Origin of the sequence: Curvibacter sp. CHRR-16, assembly GCF_018474005.1 — a bacterium.
In the GTDB taxonomy this organism is placed as follows: Bacteria; Pseudomonadota; Gammaproteobacteria; order Burkholderiales; family Burkholderiaceae_C; genus Allorhodoferax.
This window is the reverse complement of sequence record NZ_JAHCSH010000005.1, coordinates 78051-98522: the sequence shown is the minus strand read 5'-3', so window position 1 is coordinate 98522 and position 20472 is coordinate 78051. Positions and strand designations below refer to the sequence as shown.

Here is a 20472-nt window from a genome sequence, read left to right as displayed (position 1 = left end):
CCTTGCTCCTTATTTGATAGCTGTCACAGCACTATTGGCGGGCGTTTCAACCACTTTTACTGTATCGCCATCGCTCAGAAAGCTACCGCCACTGGCCACCAATTTGTCACTCGCTTGCACGCCACTTTGGACTTCAATGCGATCACCCAGTACGCGCCCGGTTTGCACCTTGCGCTGGCTCACCTTGTTGTCAGCACCCACGCTGTATACGTAGCTAAAGCCATCGCGTACCACCACCGCCGTTTGCGGCACAGTCAGCGCGGTAGTGGATCCAAGGTTGAATGCACCGCGTGCATACATACCGGGTTTGAAAGCAGCGCCCAAGGCCTGCCCTGCTGTAACGGGGGTGAGTATGTCCACATAGACCCATCCGTTGCGGGTGGTGGTATCCACCGTTGGGGCCAGCATGCGAACCTTGCCTTTGGCCTGCACACCACTGGGCGATGTGAGTAGCACCTCCATACCGGGGCGAATGCGGTTGAGCTCAGAAGCCGTCACTTCACCGCGCCACTCCAAGCGCGCCTGACGGATGAGTTTGAACATCTCTGTCCCGGCCGCCACAACCGTTCCCACACTGACTGTGCGGGCGGAAATGATGCCGCTATCGGGAGCCAGTAGTTGGGTTTGCTTCAAGCGCAGCAATTGGGCATCGAGCTGCGCCTTGTTGGACTCGACACGTGCTTTGGCTGTGGCCTCTTGGGTGAGGTATTGGTTCACTTGCTGTGCGCTGATGGCCCCAGTGCCTTGTACGGCACGGGCCCGCTCGGCATTGGCACTGGCTTCTGCGGCATTGGCCTGTGCTTCATTGAGGTTGGCACGGGCCAGAGCGACATCCGCTTGCACGGTTTCAGCGGCAAAACTGGCCAATAGCTGCCCACGCTTGACACTATCGCCCACGCCCACATGCAGTTCGACCACCCGCAAACCAGCTGCCTCGGCACCAACGCTGGCTTCTTGCCAAGCTGCCACACTGCCGTTGGCGGCCAATTGCACGGGCCATTGCTTGGTTTGCGCTTGCACCAAGGATACAGTGAGCGCTGCTTTGGGGGCCACAGTTGCTGGCTTATCGGCTGCATGGCCGCTGGTCGCAAGTGCACCCCACGCAAGCGCCGTGAGTATGCAGACTGCCAGCAGGCTCAGAGTAAGGGGTTTGATCGAGATTGAAGGCATGGCGTTGCTCTCACAAAAGTCAAAAAATCAGGGTTGTGTTGTGCTGGCAGTAACGGCGGCACTGCTGACTGCATCGGGCTCAAATCCGCCTCCCAAAGCGCGGTACAGAGCGACCCAAGCACGGTTGCGTTCCAGCACCAAATTCAGTTGTGCTGAACGCGCGGACAAAGCATTGCGGCGAGCCTCCTCCAGCTCTAACAAACTGGCCAAGCCTTGGTTGTAAAGGGCTTGGGTGGCCGTCAAAGCTTGCGCATAGTTGTCAGCAGACACTGCGGCATCTTGCTTGCGCGCCTCGGTACTTTGCAGATTGACCAAGGCCTCCTCCACCTCGCGCACAGCTTGGCGCACTTTGGCGCGGTAGGTAGATACCGCTTGGGCATAAGCCACTTCGGCAGAGATCACATTGGCTTTGCGTTTGCCCGCATCGAACAAGGGCACACTCAATGCCAACGGACCGAAAGACCACGTATCCAAATTGGTTTCAGTCCCCAAACTGGTGTAGCGCATAGCCCCTACCGAACCACTCAAGGTCAGGCTTGGATAGCGCTGTGCTTTGGCACTGCCCACTTGGGCACTGGCCACCAGTACATCGCGTTCGGCGGCAAATACATCGGGACGCTGGGCCAATGTTTGTGCTGGCACACTTGCTACAGAAATAGGAGCAGCCTCAGCTTTACTAGCAAGGTTTGCAGCCATTTTTCTGCGCAAATCGGGTTCTGGCATTGCAGTGAGTGCCACCAATGCTTTGATATCCAAATCGCATGCAGCCTGCTGTTGCGTCACACGGCTTGCACCATCGGCGGCACTGGCTCGTGCTACCGCGGCGGTTGAAGGCGCTGCAAAACCCGCTTTGGCGTTGAGCTGGGTCAGGCGTGCAGTTTCTTGGCGCGAAGCAGCGTCTTTGCGTACCACCTCCAGCAACTGGTAGCAGGTAGCCAAGTCGTAGTAGGTATTGGCCACTTCGGCCGCGACGGAGACGCGTGCGTTGTGCCACAAGGCTTGGTTGCCTTGCAGTTGAGCGTCAGCGGCATTGCTGGCTATCCGATTGGCCCCCACCAAATCCAGCTCCCAACTGGCCTGCAAGCTTGCCGTCTGGGTCGTAGCCACTGGCACTCCGATTTGGCTCACACCCCGGCTGGCACTGACACTGGCATCTACCGATGGGAGCAACGCAGCATTGGCACTCGTGCGCTGAGCGCGGGCTGACTCAACACGCGCCAAAGCCTGTGCCACATCGGAACTCACAGTTTGAGCCGCCTCAATCAACTCCACCAACAGAGGATCTCCCTGCTGTTGCCACCATTGGGCTAGAGCACCCACACTGCCGTGGTGTGGCAATGGCGCTTGCCACTGAAGTGGCGCTGCCGATTCCACTTGGGTGGCCGGCATTGGGATAGCGCAGGCACTGAGCAACAAGGCTGCTGATGAGAGCGACAAGATGCGTGAATACATGGATTTCATGGTGCTAACGGGGTAGAGGTCACGACTGCCTGCACGGCGGCCGTGCGGCGGCGAGCCTCTGCATCGACCAAGGCCAGTGCATAGGTCACCAAGCTATCGAGGTACGCATCCAAGGCCTGCGGCGTATCCACCAAACTTGGACATATGCGGGTATACAAGTCATTGCCCACATGCAGCATGACGCCCAGACTGTTAATGGCAAAAACCAAGCGGTGCACTGCCACATCTGCATCGTGGAGCTGCAAGTGGCGGCACAGCATGCGTGCCATGGCCATGTGAGCAGGGACAATGCTGGTTTCAAGCTCATGCTGCCACACCCCCGTGGGTTCGAGCATCTCCCGAAAACACAGCTTCATATAGCACTGCTGAATGCCTTGGCCTTGCTTGAGCGGCATGACAAAGCTCTCGAGCAGGCTGCGCAATCCCTGCGCCAAGTCCATGTCCGCGGTATCGAGCACTTCCAAAGGCACTGGTGGATTGGTGCGCGGATCGGCAAATACCGCGCGGTATAAGCCCACCTTGTCACCAAAGTAATAACTGATGGAAGCGACATTGGTGTGGGCAGCCTGCGCAATGTCACGTATGGAGGTTTTGGCAAACCCCTTCTCCGCAAAGAGCAATAAGGCCGCATCCAAGAGGCGATTGCGCGCGCCTAAGGCTTCGGTTACAGGCGCAGCGGTATGGGGCTGATCGGTAGACATGACGCTGCATTCTACGCAGCCCATTAATCAAACGTTTGATTAATTCCCAACAGCAGGGGGTTGGCTATGTTGATAGTAGTCAATTTCAATTGGAAATCAAACATTGATAGCCATAGCATTAAGGCATCCATCGCACTAGGAGAACACCATGACCCGCATCCGCACCCTCGCCTACCAGAACAAACTCACCCTCATGAAAACAGGCAGCTACTACATCGTGCACATCTGTGTGGCGGCCATGGTGGCCTATGCCGTTACGGGCAATTTGCTCGCGTCGCTCACGCTGAGCCTGCTAGAGCCCACCGTTCAAGCGGTAGCATTTTTCTTTCATGAACGTGCGTGGAATCGACGCCTATCGGCCTAAATATTTCGGCAAGGCATTCTTTCGCACCAGCAGGCAACACCACAGCCTGTATCTGTGATGCAACATTGGTGCTACCCATTACCACCAGACCATGCTGGCGGCAGATACAACTTGGGGGAACAATTTCAACCAGCTCCATTCGTAACGTTAGCGCAAAAATCTCATCCACCACAGAAGGGAATTGCCCCACCATACAAAAACTTTTACCTCCAACACTCCTGATCAAGATAGACGGTATCCAGTCCACCCTACCCAATGGCATTACATAACATTACACAGACCTTTCATGAAAGACACATATTTGCTTGTCCAAAAATGAAAAAATCGCCCAAGTTATCTGCTTAGTCGTTGGATATAAATGTCTCGCAAACCCGCGAACGCAGGCCAATCAGCGCATCAACGGTGATTGAGGGGATGGCCAATAGTGACCGCGAACTGACCAGTGCACTACAAATGCACAGGCTGTGGGGATGAGTCACTAAACCTGCTAGCTTGGTGGAGTCTGATTTTTATCAGTCTTTACAGACATTCGATTCAACACGTTTTATCTATCTTGTTGAATCCATAACAACTATGCCAGCGCCCTCCATTCGTGGCTCCTACTACAGCATCAGCCCGCTTGAAGATTGGTTACCAAGCGTACTGGCCTCTAGTCTTGCTTGGTGTTTTTGCGCAGTACACGCTGCCCCCATCGATGGCAAGGTGACATCAGGATCAGGGTCGGTAAGCCAGTCTGGAACTACCACGACGATCACACAAAGCAGCCAAAACCTGTCCATGACGTGGAAGAGCTTCAATATCGGAAGCTCCGAAACCGTCAACTTTGTCCAACCGAACAGCAATGCCATTGCGGTCAACCGCATCCTGGACACCAACGGCACGCAGATACTGGGCAGCCTGAATGCCAACGGCAAGGTTTACCTCATCAACCCCAATGGCATCCTGTTTGGCTCGGGAGCCCAGATCAACGTGGGTAGCTTGGTTGCCAGCACCCTGGATCTGAGTGACAGCAGCCTTGGCAGCAACGAACGCAGTTTCAGCGGCAGCGGAGTTGGTAGCGTTATCAACCAAGGCAACATCACTGCAGCCGATGGCGGCTACGTGGTTTTCTTGGGCAATACCGTCCGCAATGAAGGGGTTGTGCGCGCACGCTTGGGCACCATTGCCATGGGCGCTGGCAATGCAGTCACCCTGACTTTTCAAGACAACCAGTTGTTGCACCTGCAAGTGGATCAAAGCGTCCTCAACAGCTTGGCCCAAAACCAAGGCCTGCTTCAGGCTGACGGCGGAACCGTGCTCATGAGTGCGGGAGCCAAAGACAGCATGCTTGCAAGCGTAGTAAACAACACGGGCATCATCCAAGCGCGCACGGTCGAAAACCGCAACGGAACCATCGTGCTTTTGGGTGGCATGGAAGCGGGCACCACGGAAGTGGGGGGCACCCTAGACGCCTCTGCCGCTGACGGGGGAAATGGTGGTTTTATCGAGACGAGCGCGGCCAAGATCAAGGTAGCAGATGGCACCAAGATCAGCACCTTGGCGACCCATGGTGACAGCGGTACCTGGCTGATTGATCCGACGGACTTTACGGTGGCTGCCAGCGGTGGCGACATCACAGGGGCCACCCTGTCGAGCAACTTGGGCGGCGGCAATGTCACGATCCAAAGCACCACGGGGGCCAGTGGTACGGCGGGGAACATCAACATCAATGACGCCGTGAGCTGGGGCGCGAACACCACGCTCTCGCTCAACGCGCAGAACAACATCAACGTCAACGCCAATATCACCGCCACGGGAGCCAGTGGCAAATTGGCCTTGCTCTACGGCCAGAGCGCTGTCGCTTCGGGCAATACCAGTGACTACAGCATTGCAGCGGGCAAGAGCATCAGCTTGCAAGCGGGGAGCAACTTCAGCACCAAGCTGGGCAGTGATGGCACCGTTAAGACTTATACGGTGGTCAACACTATCGCGGCGCTGCAGGGCATAGGGAGTGCACTCACGGGGAACTATGTACTAGGCAGTGACCTCGACAATAACAACGCAGCGTTTACACCCATCGGAACCGCCGGTGGAGCCTCCGCCTTCAGTGGAACGTTCAGCGGCTTAGGGCACACGATTTCAAACCTGAATATCAACCGTGGAAGCACCGCCATTACCGGTTTGTTTGGTGACGTGAATGGCGGGACCGTACGGGATGTCGGTCTTATCAACGGGAGTGTGACCTCCACCAGCATTTCCATTGGGGCTCTGGTTGGCGTACTGGAAGGGAACGGCGTTGTAAAGAACAGCTACGCACGGGGGGTTTCGGTCAGCACAACGAACACCGGGACAACGGTGGGTGTCGGAGGACTGGTTGGATTGGCTCAAAATGCCACCATCAGCAATAGCTACGCCACTGGTTCCGTGACAGGTTCGGGCTCAAGCTATGTTGGAGGATTGGTCGGCGTGATTGCAAAAAACAGCTCGGTCACGATTAGCAACAGCTACGCCACAGGCGCAGTATCCGGAGCCAACCAAGTGGGCGGGCTCGTTGGTGGACAAGCCTCCGGAAACTCTGTCAGTGCCTACTCCGTCAGTATCTCCAATAGCTATGCAACAGGCGCAGTGACAGCAACAGGCAGTCAGGCTGGCGGATTGGTCGGGGCCTTTTTCTCCACAACGTCCACCACGGATGCGTCAACCAGCCTTACCAACAGTTTTGCCAGTGGCAGCGTGACTGCCAGTGGCAGCAATGTGGGTGGGCTGGTGGGGCAATGGACCAATACCGGGACACTGAGCAATAGTTACTCCACAGGTGCAGTGCAAGGAGCCGACTATGTGGGTGGACTGATCGGGCTGGTCAGTGCCGCTGGCACGATCGAAAAATCCTACACCACGTCATCAGTGAATGGCACATCTGGAACCACCTACGCTGGCGGCTTCGTGGGTGGGGTGACAGCAGCGGCAACGGTACGCAACAGTTTTTCAGCAGGGACAGTCACAGGCAGTGGCTCCAACATTGGAGGCTTCATTGGTCGGCGCACGGCAGCATCCAATGGACTGTTTTCCAATCTCTACTGGGATCAAACCACCTCAACACAATCCGGCCCTGTTGGCAGTGGTAACGGGGCTGGCTTCACCACCAAAACTGCGGCGCAATTGAAGTCTGCCAGCACCTTGTCTGCGATTGGCTGGGATATCTCCAATGTAGGCGGCAGCAGCGCTGTATGGCGTATCTATGATGGCCAAACATCGCCCTTGCTGCGCAGTTTTCTCACCAGCATGACAGTTGCAGGCAATGGAACCGCTGTGTACGACGGCAATACCAATGTGACTAGCGAATTGGGGAGTACCTACACGTCCAACAGCAATCTGTTGAATACGGCAAGCCTGTCCATGATTGCCAGCAGCAAAGACGTGGGAACCCACACGGTGACAACGAGTGGCAACCTGTATTCCACCCAGTTGGGTTACGACATCAGCTATGCCACCGGCAGTGTCACCATCACCCCTGCCACCGTTACCGTCAGTGGAGCCAGTGCAGCCAACAAGACTTATGACGGCACTACCAGCGCCTCTGTGAGCGGGGGCACTTTGAGTGGCTTGGTGGGCAGCGAGACGCTCACCCTCACCCAAAGCGGTAGCTTCGCCGACAAGAATGCTGGCAATGGCAAGACCGTGAACACGAGTTTTGCTATTGCCGATGGCAGCAATGGAGGGCTTGCCAGCAACTACCAGCTCGCCAGCAGTTCTGGCTCAACCACCGCCAACATCACTGCGGCCACTGTCACCGTCAGTGGAGCCACCGCAGCCAACAAGACTTATGACGGCACTACCAGCGCCTCTGTGAGCGGGGGCACTTTGAGTGGCTTGGTGGGCAGCGAGACGCTCACCCTCACCCAAAGCGGTAGCTTCACCGACAAGAATGCTGGCAATGGCAAGACCGTGAACACGAGTTTTGCTATTGCCGATGGCAGCAATGGGGGGCTTGCCAGCAACTACCAGCTCGCCAGCAGTTCTGGCACTAGCACTGCCAACATCACCCCGGCCAGCTTGGTGGTGAGCGGCATCAGCGCACAAAACAAAGTCTATGACGCGACTACCTCCGCCACACTGAGTGGCACAGCCAGCGTAACCCCATTGGGGGCTGATGTTGTCAGCGTCGTTGGTACAGGCGTAGGCCATTTCCTTGACAAGAACGTGGGCACGGCCAAGAGCGTAGCGGTCACCGGATACAGTCTTGTTGGAGCCGATGCTGGCAACTATACGGTTGTACAACCCACAGGGGTAACCGCCGACATCAGCAAAGCACCTCTGCTGGTAAATGGCGTAACAGCAGCCGACAAAGTCTACGATGCCACTACCACGGCCATTCTCAGTGGTGGGGCTGTTACGGCACTGGGAACTGATGCACTGAGCCTGAATACAACGGGAGCCACAGGGCAGTTTGTGAATGCCAATGCTGGTTTGAATAAAAACGTCATTACTACTGGATACGTCTTAACTGGCGCAGATGCCAACAACTACGACTTGCAGCAACCAAGCAGTGTGACGGCTAATATCAGCCGTGCCACTGTCACCGTGAGCGGTGCAACGGCACAAGACAAAACCTACGATGGCACTACTACGGCAATCGTTACAGGAGGAAGCCTTAGCGGATTGGTGGGTGCAGAAACACTGAGCCTGACCCAAACTGGCAATTTCAATGACCCTAACCCGGGCAACGGAAAAACAGTGACACAGAGCTTTTCGCTCGGAGATGGCAGTAATGGTGGTTTGGCAAGCAATTACCAATTGGCCAACACGACATCAACTACCACAGCATCGATTCTGGCTCTGCCAGATACAACATCCCCCACATCCACGTCCACGGATGTGGGCAACCTGAGCGAACTGGCCAAGTCCGCCATTTTTAACCCTGCACCGACTTCACCCAACCTTCAGATCGTAGAACACAGCACAGAAGCTATGGCTAGCAGCGATTCCCAAAATTCTGCGCGGGAAATACCACAGGCTAAAACTGTCGTAACAACTGCCAGTACCTCAGGCCCCGTATTGTTGATTCGGGATGGGGGTGTCAACCTGCATGGCGACCTGCAATTGGTGCTTGCACCTTGATGCAAGGTGCCATTTAAAAGTGCCGACCTAGCTCCACCCATATCTTCAGCGTGTTCTGGGCATTCACTTGGGCATTGTCCGAGTTTGCACGGGTTGGTGAAGCAATATAGAGCAGCCCCGTCCATCGGTTGAGCCCTCTCCAGTTCAAGCCCAAACCGGCACCACTGAGTGTTCCCGTATTCATGCTGGTACCCCAAGGGTAGCGGTTGATCGCAACGGATGCGGTGTCAACAAATGCAATCCATTGCACATGCCCACTCAACCAACTGCCAGCGTCATAGCGGTATTCCAATGTGACACGGTAACCTTGGTCGCCCGACAGGCTGCCCACATCGTAGGCTCGTACCGAGTAAGGGCCGCCGATCGACATTTTTTGGGATTGATCCAGATTGCTGTTAGCCCATTGGCCTGCAAATGAGATCAACAGGAAATGCGCACTGCCCAGCTCCTGCAAACGTGAGGCACTGAAGTTCCACTTGGCTTGAAAACCCTGCGTTTTTGCCGCATCGGCATCACTCGCTAGCGCAGCTGCATTGCTAAATGACAAATTACTGCCAGACCATGCGGCACTCCAAGTATTCACCGCCGCGGATAGCCATTGGTCTTTGTAATCACCGCTCAAGGTCAACGACAGTGCTTCCATATCCCGATCCGTCCGCACACCCGATGAATCGATACGATCCAACAACTCTGTCTGATCCAACTGCATTTGGAAATACAGATTGCTCTCCCTGCTGCGTCGCAATGGCTGGCGAATCCATTCGCTCACGACCTTGGCAGTACCATGGGCATCGATCGTGCTAAACGCACCGCCCAATCGGTAATCCAACGATGAATAAGCCAACCCAGCACGGGTTCCACGGCCATTGAGCAACACTTCGTAGCCCAAGCGCCCATAGCTTAAATGGCCCACCCCACCATCCTGCGCAGACCCCAGAACACCCACAGTCAATACATCCCCCTGTTGCATCGGATTATTGATATTGAGTGTCCCGGCAACTCGGTACGGCGATATATAGCTATTGCCATAGTTGTCCAGAAGAACATTGCCCTCTACCTCTGGGCCCGGTGTCAAACGCAGCAAAAGATCCGACGTTCCACTGCGATCTCCTGGCTGCAAAACAGCACTCACCCCCACTGGCACGTCCGATAGCATGAGCAAAGACTGATTCAAGGCCGTTGCCTCGACAACATTGCCAGGCTGCAGTGACGCCGTCATGTCCTTGAGGAGTTTGTCATTCAAACGGGTCTGGTTATCGATAGCAATCCGTCCGTAAGCGGCTTCCACCACCACAATCCGCACCTTTCCATCGCGGATGATCTGAGCAGGCGTCACCGCTCGCGCCAATGGATAACCTCGTGCATGGTAAAAATCAGCGATACGTTTGGCCAACAAATCCAATTCAGACAAGGTCAGCCACTTGCCTTGCGCATCAGCAACCAAGGCGTGCAAGGTATCCACGTCAAAGACACTGTTGCCCAATATTTGGAGCTGCTTGACTTCAAAGCTCAACTCCTGCGTGGGACTGTTGCCAGAAGCGACAGGTGGGTCTTCTATGACGAGTGCAGGCATTGGGGCTGGGGATGAGTCCCAAACTCTGTCTCTTTGGGCAGGAGGAAGCACATTGCCCAAGTTAGGGGTTGCAATCTCCGCTGCCTTGACCACCAGCTGCCCACTCACCAACACAAGCAAACAGGTAAGAGTTGAACGCTTCATCTTGCACAAAACCGAGTGTCGAGGCGGCAAATTAATGTATGTTGAGGAGACAGGCTTGGACTGCTTTTCGCAGTGTTGCGCAGTAGTTTGCCTCAGCTTCTGGCGAATATTGTTTCAAGTAGTCAGATGTAGCTAAACCGATGCATGAACCAGCCCAAACGTTTGCAACAAACAACGGGGCTGTGCTCACAATAAACACAAAAAAGCCGCGCTGCCTCAAGGGAATCAGCGCGGCTTGTTACTGCAGTAGCGTCTTAATCGCTATCACACCCGAGGCACAGGCGCACCCGAGTTCACGCACAAGGCCATGTTCAGCGCCTTGATCGCGGTTTTGTAGTCCGCACGCTCAATCACAAACTGCATGTTGACCTGACGCAGGGTTTGCGAGACGCAGTTGACGTTGACTTGCGCATCGGCCAAGGCTTGCGCCGCTTTGGCCAGCACACCGGGGATGCCGATGTTCGAGCCAATCGCGCACACAATCGCACTGGACTTGATGGTCACCAGTTGGTAAGCCGCTTCCAATTCAGCCACCAGTTCGGGCGTAACTTGGTTATCCCATACCAGATGCGCGATGGAGTTGGCATTGGTCGCCTTCAGGATGTAGCTGATGTCATGCTTGCAGAACACTTCCATCAGCCCAGCATCAAAGCCCACCGTGCCCACCATGCTGGGGTCATGGATTTCGATCAAAGTCACTTTGTCGGTGCCAGTGACGATCTCCACACGGGCACGCTCGCCCACAAAGTCTTTGGTGATAAGCGTGCCGGGGTGGTCAGGCTCAAAAGTGTTCTTCAGGCGAATCGGAATACCAGCCAACTCCATGGGTTTGGAGGCCTTGGGGTGGATGGCTTCCATACCCACATCAGCCAGCTGGTCAGCCACGTCGTAATTGGTGGCCCCCACCACAATGGCGTTTTCCAAGCCCACCAAATTGGGATCGGCAGAGGACAGGTGGAATTCCTTGTGGATCACCGCTTCGGCGGGACGTACTTCCACGGCAATCTTGCTGAACGTGACTTCGGAGTAGCCGCGATCGAACTCGCGCATGATGCCTTCGGTGCCCTTGGTGTAGCCAGTAGCGACGATCACGTTGTTGACCAAATCCAAGTTCTTGAAGCTGTTGGCAATGCGCTCGTCAATCGTCCAAGCTTCGTTGTCATCAAAACCAGCCAAGTCCATCAAGATGGCGTTCACGCCGTTGGCTTTGAGAATTTCTACCGAGTTAAACGCGCTGTGCGATTCACCAATGGACGCCAACACTTCACGCGCAGCCAACAGCACGTCTTTGCGGCTTAGGTATCCACTGGCCAGCACATGGTGCATGGCATTGAGGTATTCACGCGCTTGGGCAATGCGGTGGTCGATAAAGGCATCGGCCACATCCAGTGGCAAACCCAAATCGGCATAGTTGGCATTGAGTTTTTTCAAACTAACAGCCAAACCTGCCAGCGCATCCTGATAACCCTTGCCCTCGGCAAACAAGGCGTAGATACCGCGCTCACCCGTCTTTTTGTGCTCCAACAGTTGGTTGGTCACGCCCGAATAGGCGGACACCACGTAAATGCGACCATACATGCGCGAACGGTCATACAGCATGATGTGGCGCAGCACATCGCCAAAGGCGGTCATCGAAGTGCCGCCGATCTTCTCGACAGATATCTTGGAGGGGTTTACGTCTTGCATAGACAGGCTAAAGTGGGGGAAACCCCGCATTTTCCACCACTTTTGTAATTGTTTTCTTTTCTCAACAGCAATGCGGCACGAACTGCTGTAGGCACTTGGCTAGCGGGGGACTCGATCAAGCAGTTTTGCGTTTACGGTAGCGAACGAATCCCGCCACGCCAACGACCCCCACCAGCATCATGGCTAGCGACTCAGGCTCTGGCACAGCAGACACGAAGTACAACTGATCCTGAGCGTATTGCGTGTATTTATTGTCTTTGTACAGGTTGAGCACACGCACTTGGTCACCGACGTCTTTCCAGCCATTTTTTACTGCGGCATTGGCCATTGCCACCAAAGTTTGCGCGTAACTGTCTTGCGTATAAAGATATCCGTACCCAGAGTTGGTGGATGAACCATGCCAAGACTGAACCTTGTACGAATCGAGTTCATGCTCCAAATACCAAATCGCCACTTGGAAAGAATTGGCCTTGGCGTTAGTCGACAAGATGCTCGACTGGAAGTTTTTGTCCACATTGAACTGGGTAAACAACCATTCGGTTTGCACACTCAATGGGTCACTGGTCGCAGTACCGCCAGAAGCCGGGTTGGTTTGGCTGTAATAGGACGAAACAGCGTTTTGGGTGGCGTTGGATACGCTTTTTACATACAGAGTGGTATTGGTGTAGAGGGTCTCGTACAGCTCCACACAAAAGGTATAGAACGATTTTTCACCCGACAGAGCCGAGCCATTGGTTTTCACCTCAATAGCCGAAAACGCGCCCGCGTAAGTGCCTGAGGGCGAAGTCGAAAGCTTCACAGCATCTCCAGCCACCACAGAAGCACCTACCCATTGGACACCAGCAATCGCAGCCATTGCCAAAACCGTCTTACCAACCATCTTTAAACCAGTTTGACGCATACTTCCCCCTGAATATTGAGCATTAGTGAAATGCAGCAGATTGTTCCGTTGACCAGTCTGCTGGGTAAATAGTCCGTCTGGACTATCGACCCATTGACACCATGCCCTGCTGTCCTAGGAAACAACCCTATGCGCCATCTGCTTTGCCTCATTGCTTTTGTGGGTTTGCCAGTTTTAGCCCAAAGCGATGCCGACTTGGTATCAGCCCGCAGTGCCGAACTGCGCCACGCAATAGCCAACGAACACCCTCGTCTGCAGTTGCGCCCCACAGACTTGCCTGCATTGCGTGCTTTTTGGAACGCACTGCCCACAGAGCCAGATGGCAACGCACTGGCGCAACTGGCAGTACCAGCACTGGACAACAAACCGCTGATTGCCGAGCCACGCCCCGTCAAAAACGGCACGGCCGATGGCAACAAACTCTGGCAAGCAGGCTACAAGGCCGCCTACGAAACAGCGGCTTGGGGCCAACGCTACGCCTTAGCCTGGCTACTCACCCAAGACCCCGCATATGGGCGGGAAGCCGCACGCTGGCTGATGCACTTGGCCAGTTGGCACATCACCGCCGATACCTACCGCACCAACGACGAGTTATTCATCCAGTCGCTGCGGCCCATGCTCTTTGCCTACGACTGGGCTTACGACGCCCTCACCCCCGACGAACGCCAAACCATTACCCGGGCACTGAACACCCGCATGGACATACTGGCCAGCCAGATACAGCCCAAGTTCAGCCTGACGCGCCCCACCAGCCCCGACAACTCGCTCAGCCACCCAATGCGCTTTATCTCCACACTGGGCCAAGGTGGTTTGGTGCTGCTGCATGAGAACAAAGCTGCAGCGCAATGGCTGGCCTGGAGCTACGAGTACTACCTGCGCCAGTTTCCCGTATGGGGTGGCCCTGCTGGCGGCTGGGCCGAGGGCATGAACTACTGGAGCACCGGCATTACCCAGCACCAGCGCTTTTTGGAAGGCATGGCCCTGCAAGGCTTTGATGCACCGCTGCAACGCCCGTTTTGGCGCAACACGGCCTACTTTGGGGTGTACAACCAAATGCCTTATGGGGGCTCGTTTTTTGGTGACCTGAACAACATCGCCAATCCATCGGGCAGCATCGCGCTGATCTTGGAAAAAGCCGCCATCCTCAACCAAGACCCTTACCCACTGGCCTACGCCAAGCGCCTAGGCCAAAAGCCACCCACCGCCTTTAGCTACTACACCTACGATGGCATCGATGCGTTTTTGCAGCGCTTTCGCACCGTGCAAGCCAAACTGCCCGAGGTGGCCTTGAGCGACTTGCCACAAAGCCGCTACTTTGACGATATAGGCGTGGTCAGCATGCACTCGGCACTGGGTGATTCCGCCAACGACATCATGCTGGGTTTCCGCTCCAGCCCGCAGGGATCGGCATCGCATGGCTTTGCCGACCAAAACAGTTTCGTGCTCAACGCCTATGGTCAGCCACTGGCCATCAACTCAGGCTACCGAGAGTTCTACGACAGCCCCCATCACATAGGCTGGAGCCGACAAACCAAATCCAAAAACGCCGTGCTGTTTGGCAACCAAGGCCAGCGCATCAAAGACGCCGCCGCCACAGGTGCTATCACACGCTTTGCCACCGGAAACACCTTCAGCTTTGCCAGCGGCGATGCCACCGCCGCTTACGCCCCCCATGCCACGCGTGCGCTGCGGCATGTGTTTTTTGTGAATCGACGCTACTTCCTCATGCTGGACGAAGCGGCTGCACCCCGCGCTGTCCCATTCCAATGGCAGTTGCACGCCCGAAGCAGCATGGCGCTTGCCCCCGAGCAAGGAGAAATTACCCAGCAGCAAAAAGACGCTCGCCTGACGGTGCGCTTCATCAGTCCTGCCGCCAACACCCTGACAATGCGGCAAACCGATGCCTTCGATCCCCCGGTAAACAGTGGCTACCAAGCCAAAATGCCCAACGAATGGCATACCACCATCGAAACCACCACGCCTGCCAAGCAGCAAGACTTTCTCACCCTGCTCTACCCATGGCGGGCCAATGGTGCAGGTGCCCCCCCTTCGCAGAACCTGCAGGCCACGCAAGGCTTTGCCACCAGCGTGGGCAGCGACACCATCTTGATAGCCCGTGAAGCAGAAAAGCAAGTAGATGCGGCAGGCTGGCAGCTACAAGGCATGGCAGCCAGCTTCAGCCCGCAAGGCGATGCGCTGCGCTTTGCTTTGGTGCAAGTGCGCAGCCTGCAAGGCGCGCTAAGCCTATCGGCCAGCGCGCCCATCAACGCCGAGGGAACACGCAGTGCCAACAGCCTGCAACTGAGCAGCACCCAGCATGAACCCGTTACCCTGCGCATCCGCCCGGGATTTGCAGTGCGCCAAGTGAGTGGTGCAAGCCCATGGCAACAAGAAGCCGATGGCACCGTGCAACTGCAGCTCCCCAGTGGCAGCGCGCAAATAGTGCTGCAACGCTAAAGCGAGCTAGTGCTGCCCGCGAAAATCGCGCCAGCTGGCACGGGTAAACCACGCGCACACTACCATCACCACGGCAAAAAAGCCTTCTACCCCCCAGTCGATATGGGGGAAGCCGCGCAAGCCAAAAACTACAGCCAGCGTGCTGATCAGACACAGCAAACCTGCCAAAAACGCCCACAGCAGGGACAGCGTTCGCTCAATGCCCGACTTCACGGTATTCATGGTGTCGCGCGTTTGCTCAAACGCTTCTACTGCATCGGCCACCGCGCTTGGCTCTTGCCCTGCCGCAGCCTGCGCGATGTTGTTCTGTGCCACCATGGCGGCAAAGTCGCCACGCTTAGGGCGCAATGCGCGCTTGCGCCACCAAAAGCCCAAAAAAATCAACACCACGGCAGCAATAAAAAGCGCGGCATACAGCAACTGATCTTGCCAAGGCACAGATCCAGCATGTAAAACGTAATGCAACATAGACAAAACTCCTTGTTCTGCCCACTATGCCAGAGCCCATCAGCAAATAAAACTATGGGGCACTAAACAGCACGCGCCAGCCACAGCGTGACGGTGGTGCCCACACCAAGGGTGCTTTGCAATTCCACCTGCCCGCCGTGCAGTTCCACAATTTCTTTGACCAAGCACAGGCCCAGCCCGGTGCCAGGAATATTGCCGGACGTGTCTGCACGAAAGAAACGTTCAAACGCATGGCTGCACTGCTCAGGCGTCATGCCCAAGCCGTGGTCTTGCACCGCAATACCAACTTGCTCCCCCTGTGCCGTGCTTCTGTGCTGCACCGACACCTGCACTTGGCCGCCTTGGGGCGAATACTTGAAAGCATTGGACAAAACGTTGCCCAGCGCTTGGCGCATCTTGGCGCTGTCGTATTCAACCAGCAGGTCTGCAGGCAAGGGCTCTACCGTCAGGGTGTGAGTGCCTTCGGGCACGGCCACGGCAGCGCAGGTATCTTCTATGAGCTGGGCGATGGGCTGCACCGCCAGTTCAAAATCCTTGCCTGCCCGGGCCTCGATGCGGGCTAAGTCGAGCAGTTCGTTCACCATGCTGATGAGCAGTTTGGACTGGCGGTGAATGACTTGCAGCATGCTGCGCTGGGCATCAACGGGGTATTGGCGGTTGAGCAGCAGCTCCACAAACCCAAACACGCTGACCATGGGGGTGCGTAACTCATGCGCGGCAGTGGTCAAAAATTCGCTCTTCATGCGCGCCACATCGGCCTCAGCAGTGATATCACGGAAGTACAACACCATTTGGCCCCGTTCATTGACCCGGTGCTCGCGCCGCAGCAAGCGCCGCACAGGGCGGACGAGGGCCAGCTCCACCACCTTGTCGGTATTGTTCGCCGTGGCAGGGCTGTAGTGCTCTGGCTGCTCGCAGTTCGCGGCCAAGGCGACATCAAACGCTGCACGCGTTAGGCCTGGTTGTACCGCCATGCTCACCATGCTGGTGAACGCAGGGTTGGCATAGGCCAGCTCGCCATTGGCGGCAAACACCACCAAACCATCGCTGCTGAGCGCAAAAATGGCATCCAAACGCTCATTGCGCTCCACGATGTCGTGGTACTGCTGCTGCAACTGCAGCGATGCGTAGTTGAGCGAGCTTTGCAGCAGCGCCACCTCACGGCTGCGGGTGGGTACGGTCAGAGTGGCACCGAAATTCTTGGCCATGCCATCGGCAAAGGCAGCGCACTGCGCAACTGGCCGCAAGCGGGTACGCAAGAAAATGAACAAGGCCAGTACCGTCAAAGCCGCCGTCAGCATGGATGACATGACTGCTTGCTGGCGCACCAGTGAGCGGGCTTGCGCTTCGCCTTGCCGATCCAGGGTGATGCGCGTCCACCCCACCAAACTGCCCACTTGGATAGGAGCCCACACCTCAATGCGCCCCGTGTCTTCATCGCCCACAAGGAGCTGCAACACCTGCGGCTGCGAGGGGGGTGTTTGGGCCCCCAACTCAAAGTTCAAACGCGGTGCATGGTTACCATCCACATCCACCACGGCACGGGGTTTTCCATGCGGGTCGAACACCGCCAGTTGCACCAAGTGGGGTGAGTTGCGCATGTTGATGAGCAGTGCCTCCAACTCGCCGCTGTCGCGGGTGATCACCGCCCGCTCTGCCGCCGTGGCCAGCGTAGTGGCCAAGGTGCGTGCTTGGGATTCGGTGGCAGTGCGGTTGATGTGCGCGATGCGCGACTCGTACCACAAGCCATATGAGAGCATGGACAGCAAAGTGACCGCAATGGTCAGCCATGACACTTGCGCCAGCAAAGACCATTGGCCCTTTTCAGGTGACCAGCGCATGGACTTGGTGCGCAGCATAGGCAAGCCCTCTTACTTGGGTTGCACGACAAAGCGCTCCAAGCGCAGCGCCTCCAGCGGAGCATAGTCTTTCGCGTAATCGGCCTCGACCAAATCGTCCAGCGCTACCCCCTCAAGCAGCTTGCGCCCTGCCTCGGTTTTGGCCAACTTGGATAAGGCATTGCGCACCGCCGTGCGGGTGGCAACACTCACACGCGGGTGTGCCACCACCGGGTGCGATGCTGTGGCAGGGGTCTCATAGAGCACACGCAACTTGTCGCGCACCTCCACCGGCTCGCGCTCCAAGGTCGAGCGAATTCCCCCTGCAGCCGGGTTGTCACCGCGAATGACGGCGCGGTAGGCATTCACATGGGTTTGCACATAGACCGCTTCGGTGGAAATTTTGAAACGCTCCCCCAGCAGCGCGCGCATGTAAAGCGAAGCCCCAAAAGCATTGGGCGCCGGGTAAGCAATGGTGCTGCCACGCAGTTCTGCCAGCTCGCGCACAGGGCTATCGTTGCGCACCACCAAAATGCCCGATAGCGGCTCCTTGCTGCGCACCAAGGGCACATAGCCCACGGCCCGGCGCGCCATGACGGCGTGGTAAGGGTTCATATAGGCAAAGTCAGGCTCTGCTGCCAAGAACGAGGCTTCAAACTTGGGAATAGTCTCGGAAGTTTTCAGTTCAAACTGGTGGCCCGTTTCGGCCTCCAATGCATCGAGCACTGGACGCCACGTGCGAAACACTTCCACTACCGGGAATTGCGGCACGACCGCGAAGGTGTAGGTCTGCGCCTGTACTCCCACAACGCTGCTGAGCAAGCCCAGCAGCAAGGAGATACGGGAAAAGCCAGCCAAGGTGCGAGCGAGTTTGCGCATGCGATGCCTCCTACCAACAGCCATATCCAATGGGGCCACTTGCGAACCAGTATGGCATGCATTGCTAGTACTTGCTACCTGTCCCGCAGGCCTGCGGCAGCTACGGCTGGCGGCCATTGCCCAGCATTTGGCGGTGCTCTGGCGGCATTTCGTCGCAAAGCGCTGGGTCTTAGCCGATGCGCTGGGCACAGTGGCGCTATCGCTTTACGAAAGACCCGACCATGCAGCTCACCCCTGTTATTGCCATCCACCTCACTGCGGCGCTGGCCGCGCTGGCCATAGGGCCTGTGGCCATCTGGGCTCGCAAAGGCCCAACGCAGCGCACCCGCTTGCACCGCGCCGCAGGGTATGCGTGGGTCACGCTGATGCTGATCACGGCCCTCAGTGCCATATTCATCCGTGACTACCGCATACCCAACTGGGCTGGTTACACGTGGATTCACCTCTTTGTTCCGGTTACCTTGGTATGCCTGAGCGTGGCCTTCTGGGCGCTCTACCGCCACCGCATTGCACTGCATCGCCGATTCATGCAAGGCTTGTATCTCGGCGCATGCGTGGTCACTGGTGCATTCACCCTGCTCCCCAACCGCTACTTGGGTCAGCTGGTGTGGGGCCAGTGGCTGGGCCTGCTCTGAGCGCACTGGGCGCGGCATACTGGCAACCCTATGCCAGCTTTTCTTTCATCCGCCTATGTGCAGCGTGGCATCAAAGTACTGCTGCTCAACACGGTCATTGCCATGGGCATTACCTTGTTTGACCAACACACCCTAGTGAAGAACTTGGTGTACTCACACTGCATAGGCCTGAGCATTTGGGCTTATATCGAGGTCGCCATCTGCCTGTGGGTGGGCAATTGGCATGCGCATGCCTCCCGCTTGGTATGGATAGTGCCGGCAGCGGTGGTGCTGGGCTACTTCAGCGGCATTTTCCTGACCGATGCGCTGCTGGGCTCGAACTCGCTGTCCATATGGAAAACATCACCGCGCTACGTAATGGGCATGCTGTTCATCAGTTTGGTGGCCAGCGGCGTCATCAGTTGGGCTTTTGTCAGCCGCGAGCAACGGGCTGCAGAACGCCAGCAGCTAGAAGCAGCGCGCCGCCAAGCCAGCGAAGCCCAGCTCAAACTGCTGGAGGCGCAGCTAGAACCGCACATGCTGTTTAACACGCTGGCCAATTTGCGGGCACTGATCGCGCTGGACCCGGCTCGCGCCCAAACCATGCTGGACCACCTGATTGCCTACCTGCGCGCCACCTTAGCCGCATCACGCAGTGCCTCTACAGACGGCCATCAGCACACGCTTGCCGATGAATTTGCACGCTTGCAAGACTATCTGGAACTCATGGCCATTCGCATGGGGCCACGCTTGCAGTACCAATTGGACTTGCCCGAATCCTTGAGCACCCAACCCGTGCCACCCCTGCTGCTGCAGCCTTTGGTGGAAAACAGCATCCAACATGGCTTAGAACCCAAGGTAGCTGGCGGCAGCATTCGCATCAGCGCTGGGGCTGCCGATGGCATGCTGGCGCTGGAGGTACTCGACACTGGCTTGGGTGCCGATATGGCCAAACTGCAAGCGGCACCGCACACCGCTGCAGGCCAAGGTTTTGGTTTGCAGCAAGTGCGCGAACGATTGGCCACCACCTACGGCCACCATGGTGCTATGGTTTTAATAGCGCCTCCAGCAGGTGGCACAAGGGTTAGCATCACATTTCCCATAAAAAACTGAAGTGCC

Annotated in this window: 14 protein-coding genes; 5 read left to right on the top strand and 9 right to left on the bottom strand. The window is 56.6% G+C overall.

Going from position 1 to position 20472, the window contains the following annotated elements; all coding sequences use genetic code 11:
• Positions 1 to 9: 9 nt before the first annotated feature.
• From KIK84_RS12185 to KIK84_RS12175, 3 genes are read right to left on the bottom strand one after another with little or no spacing between them, the layout of a single operon-like run.
• A complete protein-coding gene (locus tag KIK84_RS12185; RefSeq protein WP_214123380.1) occupies positions 10 to 1170 on the bottom strand; it encodes an efflux RND transporter periplasmic adaptor subunit in 1161 nt (386 codons plus the stop codon).
• A gap of 27 nt (positions 1171 to 1197) precedes the next feature.
• Positions 1198 to 2631: an efflux transporter outer membrane subunit gene (locus tag KIK84_RS12180; protein WP_250207946.1), complete on the bottom strand. Its 1434-nt coding sequence runs from the start codon at positions 2629 to 2631 to the stop codon at positions 1198 to 1200.
• Positions 2628 to 3332 carry a CerR family C-terminal domain-containing protein gene (locus tag KIK84_RS12175; RefSeq protein ID WP_214123379.1) on the bottom strand — a complete coding sequence of 235 codons (705 nt, stop codon included), beginning with the start codon at positions 3330 to 3332 and terminating at the stop codon, positions 2628 to 2630. The genes KIK84_RS12180 and KIK84_RS12175 overlap by 4 nt, the downstream gene beginning before the upstream one ends.
• Before the next feature lie 148 nt (positions 3333 to 3480).
• On the opposite strand from KIK84_RS12175, the gene KIK84_RS12170 reads away from it, so the two are divergent.
• Positions 3481 to 3696 (top strand): DUF2061 domain-containing protein, encoded by a 216-nt coding sequence (locus KIK84_RS12170; protein WP_214123378.1) that lies wholly within the window; start codon positions 3481 to 3483, stop codon positions 3694 to 3696.
• 573 nt (positions 3697 to 4269) lie between these two features.
• A complete protein-coding gene (locus tag KIK84_RS12165; RefSeq protein ID WP_214123377.1) occupies positions 4270 to 8793 on the top strand; it encodes a beta strand repeat-containing protein in 4524 nt (1507 codons plus the stop codon).
• Between the two features lie 13 nt (positions 8794 to 8806).
• Here KIK84_RS12165 and KIK84_RS12160 read toward each other — a convergent pair whose 3' ends face one another.
• The 3 genes from KIK84_RS12160 to KIK84_RS16925 all read right to left on the bottom strand — a co-directional run bounded on the left by KIK84_RS12160 (position 8807) and on the right by KIK84_RS16925 (position 12995).
• Positions 8807 to 10366, bottom strand: a complete 1560-nt coding sequence (locus tag KIK84_RS12160) for a ShlB/FhaC/HecB family hemolysin secretion/activation protein (protein ID WP_214123376.1) — start codon at positions 10364 to 10366, stop codon at positions 8807 to 8809.
• A 408-nt stretch (positions 10367 to 10774) separates the two neighbouring features.
• On the bottom strand, positions 10775 to 12196 hold the full coding sequence (locus KIK84_RS12155) for an aspartate kinase (protein WP_214123375.1): 1422 nt from the start codon (positions 12194 to 12196) through the stop codon (positions 10775 to 10777).
• Positions 12197 to 12311: 115 nt separating this feature from the next.
• Positions 12312 to 12995: a PEP-CTERM sorting domain-containing protein gene (locus KIK84_RS16925; RefSeq protein WP_214123374.1), complete on the bottom strand. Its 684-nt coding sequence runs from the start codon at positions 12993 to 12995 to the stop codon at positions 12312 to 12314.
• 231 nt (positions 12996 to 13226) lie between these two features.
• Between KIK84_RS16925 and KIK84_RS12145 the strand changes: the two genes are divergently transcribed.
• Positions 13227 to 15554: a heparinase II/III domain-containing protein gene (locus KIK84_RS12145; protein ID WP_214123373.1), complete on the top strand. Its 2328-nt coding sequence runs from the start codon at positions 13227 to 13229 to the stop codon at positions 15552 to 15554.
• Positions 15555 to 15560: 6 nt separating this feature from the next.
• Here KIK84_RS12145 and KIK84_RS12140 read toward each other — a convergent pair whose 3' ends face one another.
• The 3 genes from KIK84_RS12140 to KIK84_RS12130 all read right to left on the bottom strand — a co-directional run bounded on the left by KIK84_RS12140 (position 15561) and on the right by KIK84_RS12130 (position 18739).
• Positions 15561 to 16022: a hypothetical protein gene (locus KIK84_RS12140; RefSeq protein ID WP_214123372.1), complete on the bottom strand. Its 462-nt coding sequence runs from the start codon at positions 16020 to 16022 to the stop codon at positions 15561 to 15563.
• Positions 16023 to 16084: 62 nt separating this feature from the next.
• Positions 16085 to 17881 (bottom strand): sensor histidine kinase, encoded by a 1797-nt coding sequence (locus KIK84_RS12135; protein ID WP_214123371.1) that lies wholly within the window; start codon positions 17879 to 17881, stop codon positions 16085 to 16087.
• 12 nt (positions 17882 to 17893) lie between these two features.
• Positions 17894 to 18739 carry a phosphate/phosphite/phosphonate ABC transporter substrate-binding protein gene (locus KIK84_RS12130; protein WP_214123370.1) on the bottom strand — a complete coding sequence of 282 codons (846 nt, stop codon included), beginning with the start codon at positions 18737 to 18739 and terminating at the stop codon, positions 17894 to 17896.
• Positions 18740 to 18960: 221 nt separating this feature from the next.
• On the opposite strand from KIK84_RS12130, the gene KIK84_RS12125 reads away from it, so the two are divergent.
• Both KIK84_RS12125 and KIK84_RS12120 read left to right on the top strand, forming a co-directional pair.
• Complete coding sequence (locus tag KIK84_RS12125) at positions 18961 to 19374, top strand: DUF2306 domain-containing protein (RefSeq protein WP_214123369.1); 414 nt, start codon at positions 18961 to 18963, stop codon at positions 19372 to 19374.
• A gap of 30 nt (positions 19375 to 19404) precedes the next feature.
• Positions 19405 to 20466, top strand: a complete 1062-nt coding sequence (locus KIK84_RS12120) for a sensor histidine kinase (protein ID WP_214123368.1) — start codon at positions 19405 to 19407, stop codon at positions 20464 to 20466.
• The last annotated feature ends 6 nt before the right edge of the window (positions 20467 to 20472 follow it).

What these genes read in the sequence shown, in the direction of transcription:
- KIK84_RS12185 (WP_214123380.1), bottom strand. Translation starts at nt 1,170, where the DNA reads ATGCCTTCAATCTCGATCAAACCCCTTACTCTGAGCCTGCTGGCAGTC.
- KIK84_RS12175 (WP_214123379.1), bottom strand. Translation starts at nt 3,332, where the DNA reads ATGTCTACCGATCAGCCCCATACCGCTGCGCCTGTAACCGAAGCCTTA.
- KIK84_RS12155 (WP_214123375.1), bottom strand. Translation starts at nt 12,196, where the DNA reads ATGCAAGACGTAAACCCCTCCAAGATATCTGTCGAGAAGATCGGCGGC.
- KIK84_RS12145 (WP_214123373.1), top strand. Translation starts at nt 13,227, where the DNA reads ATGCGCCATCTGCTTTGCCTCATTGCTTTTGTGGGTTTGCCAGTTTTA.
- KIK84_RS12125 (WP_214123369.1), top strand. Translation starts at nt 18,961, where the DNA reads ATGCAGCTCACCCCTGTTATTGCCATCCACCTCACTGCGGCGCTGGCC.
- KIK84_RS12130 (WP_214123370.1), bottom strand. Translation starts at nt 18,739, where the DNA reads ATGCGCAAACTCGCTCGCACCTTGGCTGGCTTTTCCCGTATCTCCTTG.
- KIK84_RS12140 (WP_214123372.1), bottom strand. Translation starts at nt 16,022, where the DNA reads ATGTTGCATTACGTTTTACATGCTGGATCTGTGCCTTGGCAAGATCAG.
- KIK84_RS12135 (WP_214123371.1), bottom strand. Translation starts at nt 17,881, where the DNA reads ATGCTGCGCACCAAGTCCATGCGCTGGTCACCTGAAAAGGGCCAATGG.
- KIK84_RS12165 (WP_214123377.1), top strand. Translation starts at nt 4,270, where the DNA reads ATGCCAGCGCCCTCCATTCGTGGCTCCTACTACAGCATCAGCCCGCTT.
- KIK84_RS12160 (WP_214123376.1), bottom strand. Translation starts at nt 10,366, where the DNA reads ATGCCTGCACTCGTCATAGAAGACCCACCTGTCGCTTCTGGCAACAGT.
- KIK84_RS12180 (WP_250207946.1), bottom strand. Translation starts at nt 2,631, where the DNA reads ATGAAATCCATGTATTCACGCATCTTGTCGCTCTCATCAGCAGCCTTG.
- KIK84_RS12120 (WP_214123368.1), top strand. Translation starts at nt 19,405, where the DNA reads ATGCCAGCTTTTCTTTCATCCGCCTATGTGCAGCGTGGCATCAAAGTA.
- KIK84_RS12170 (WP_214123378.1), top strand. Translation starts at nt 3,481, where the DNA reads ATGACCCGCATCCGCACCCTCGCCTACCAGAACAAACTCACCCTCATG.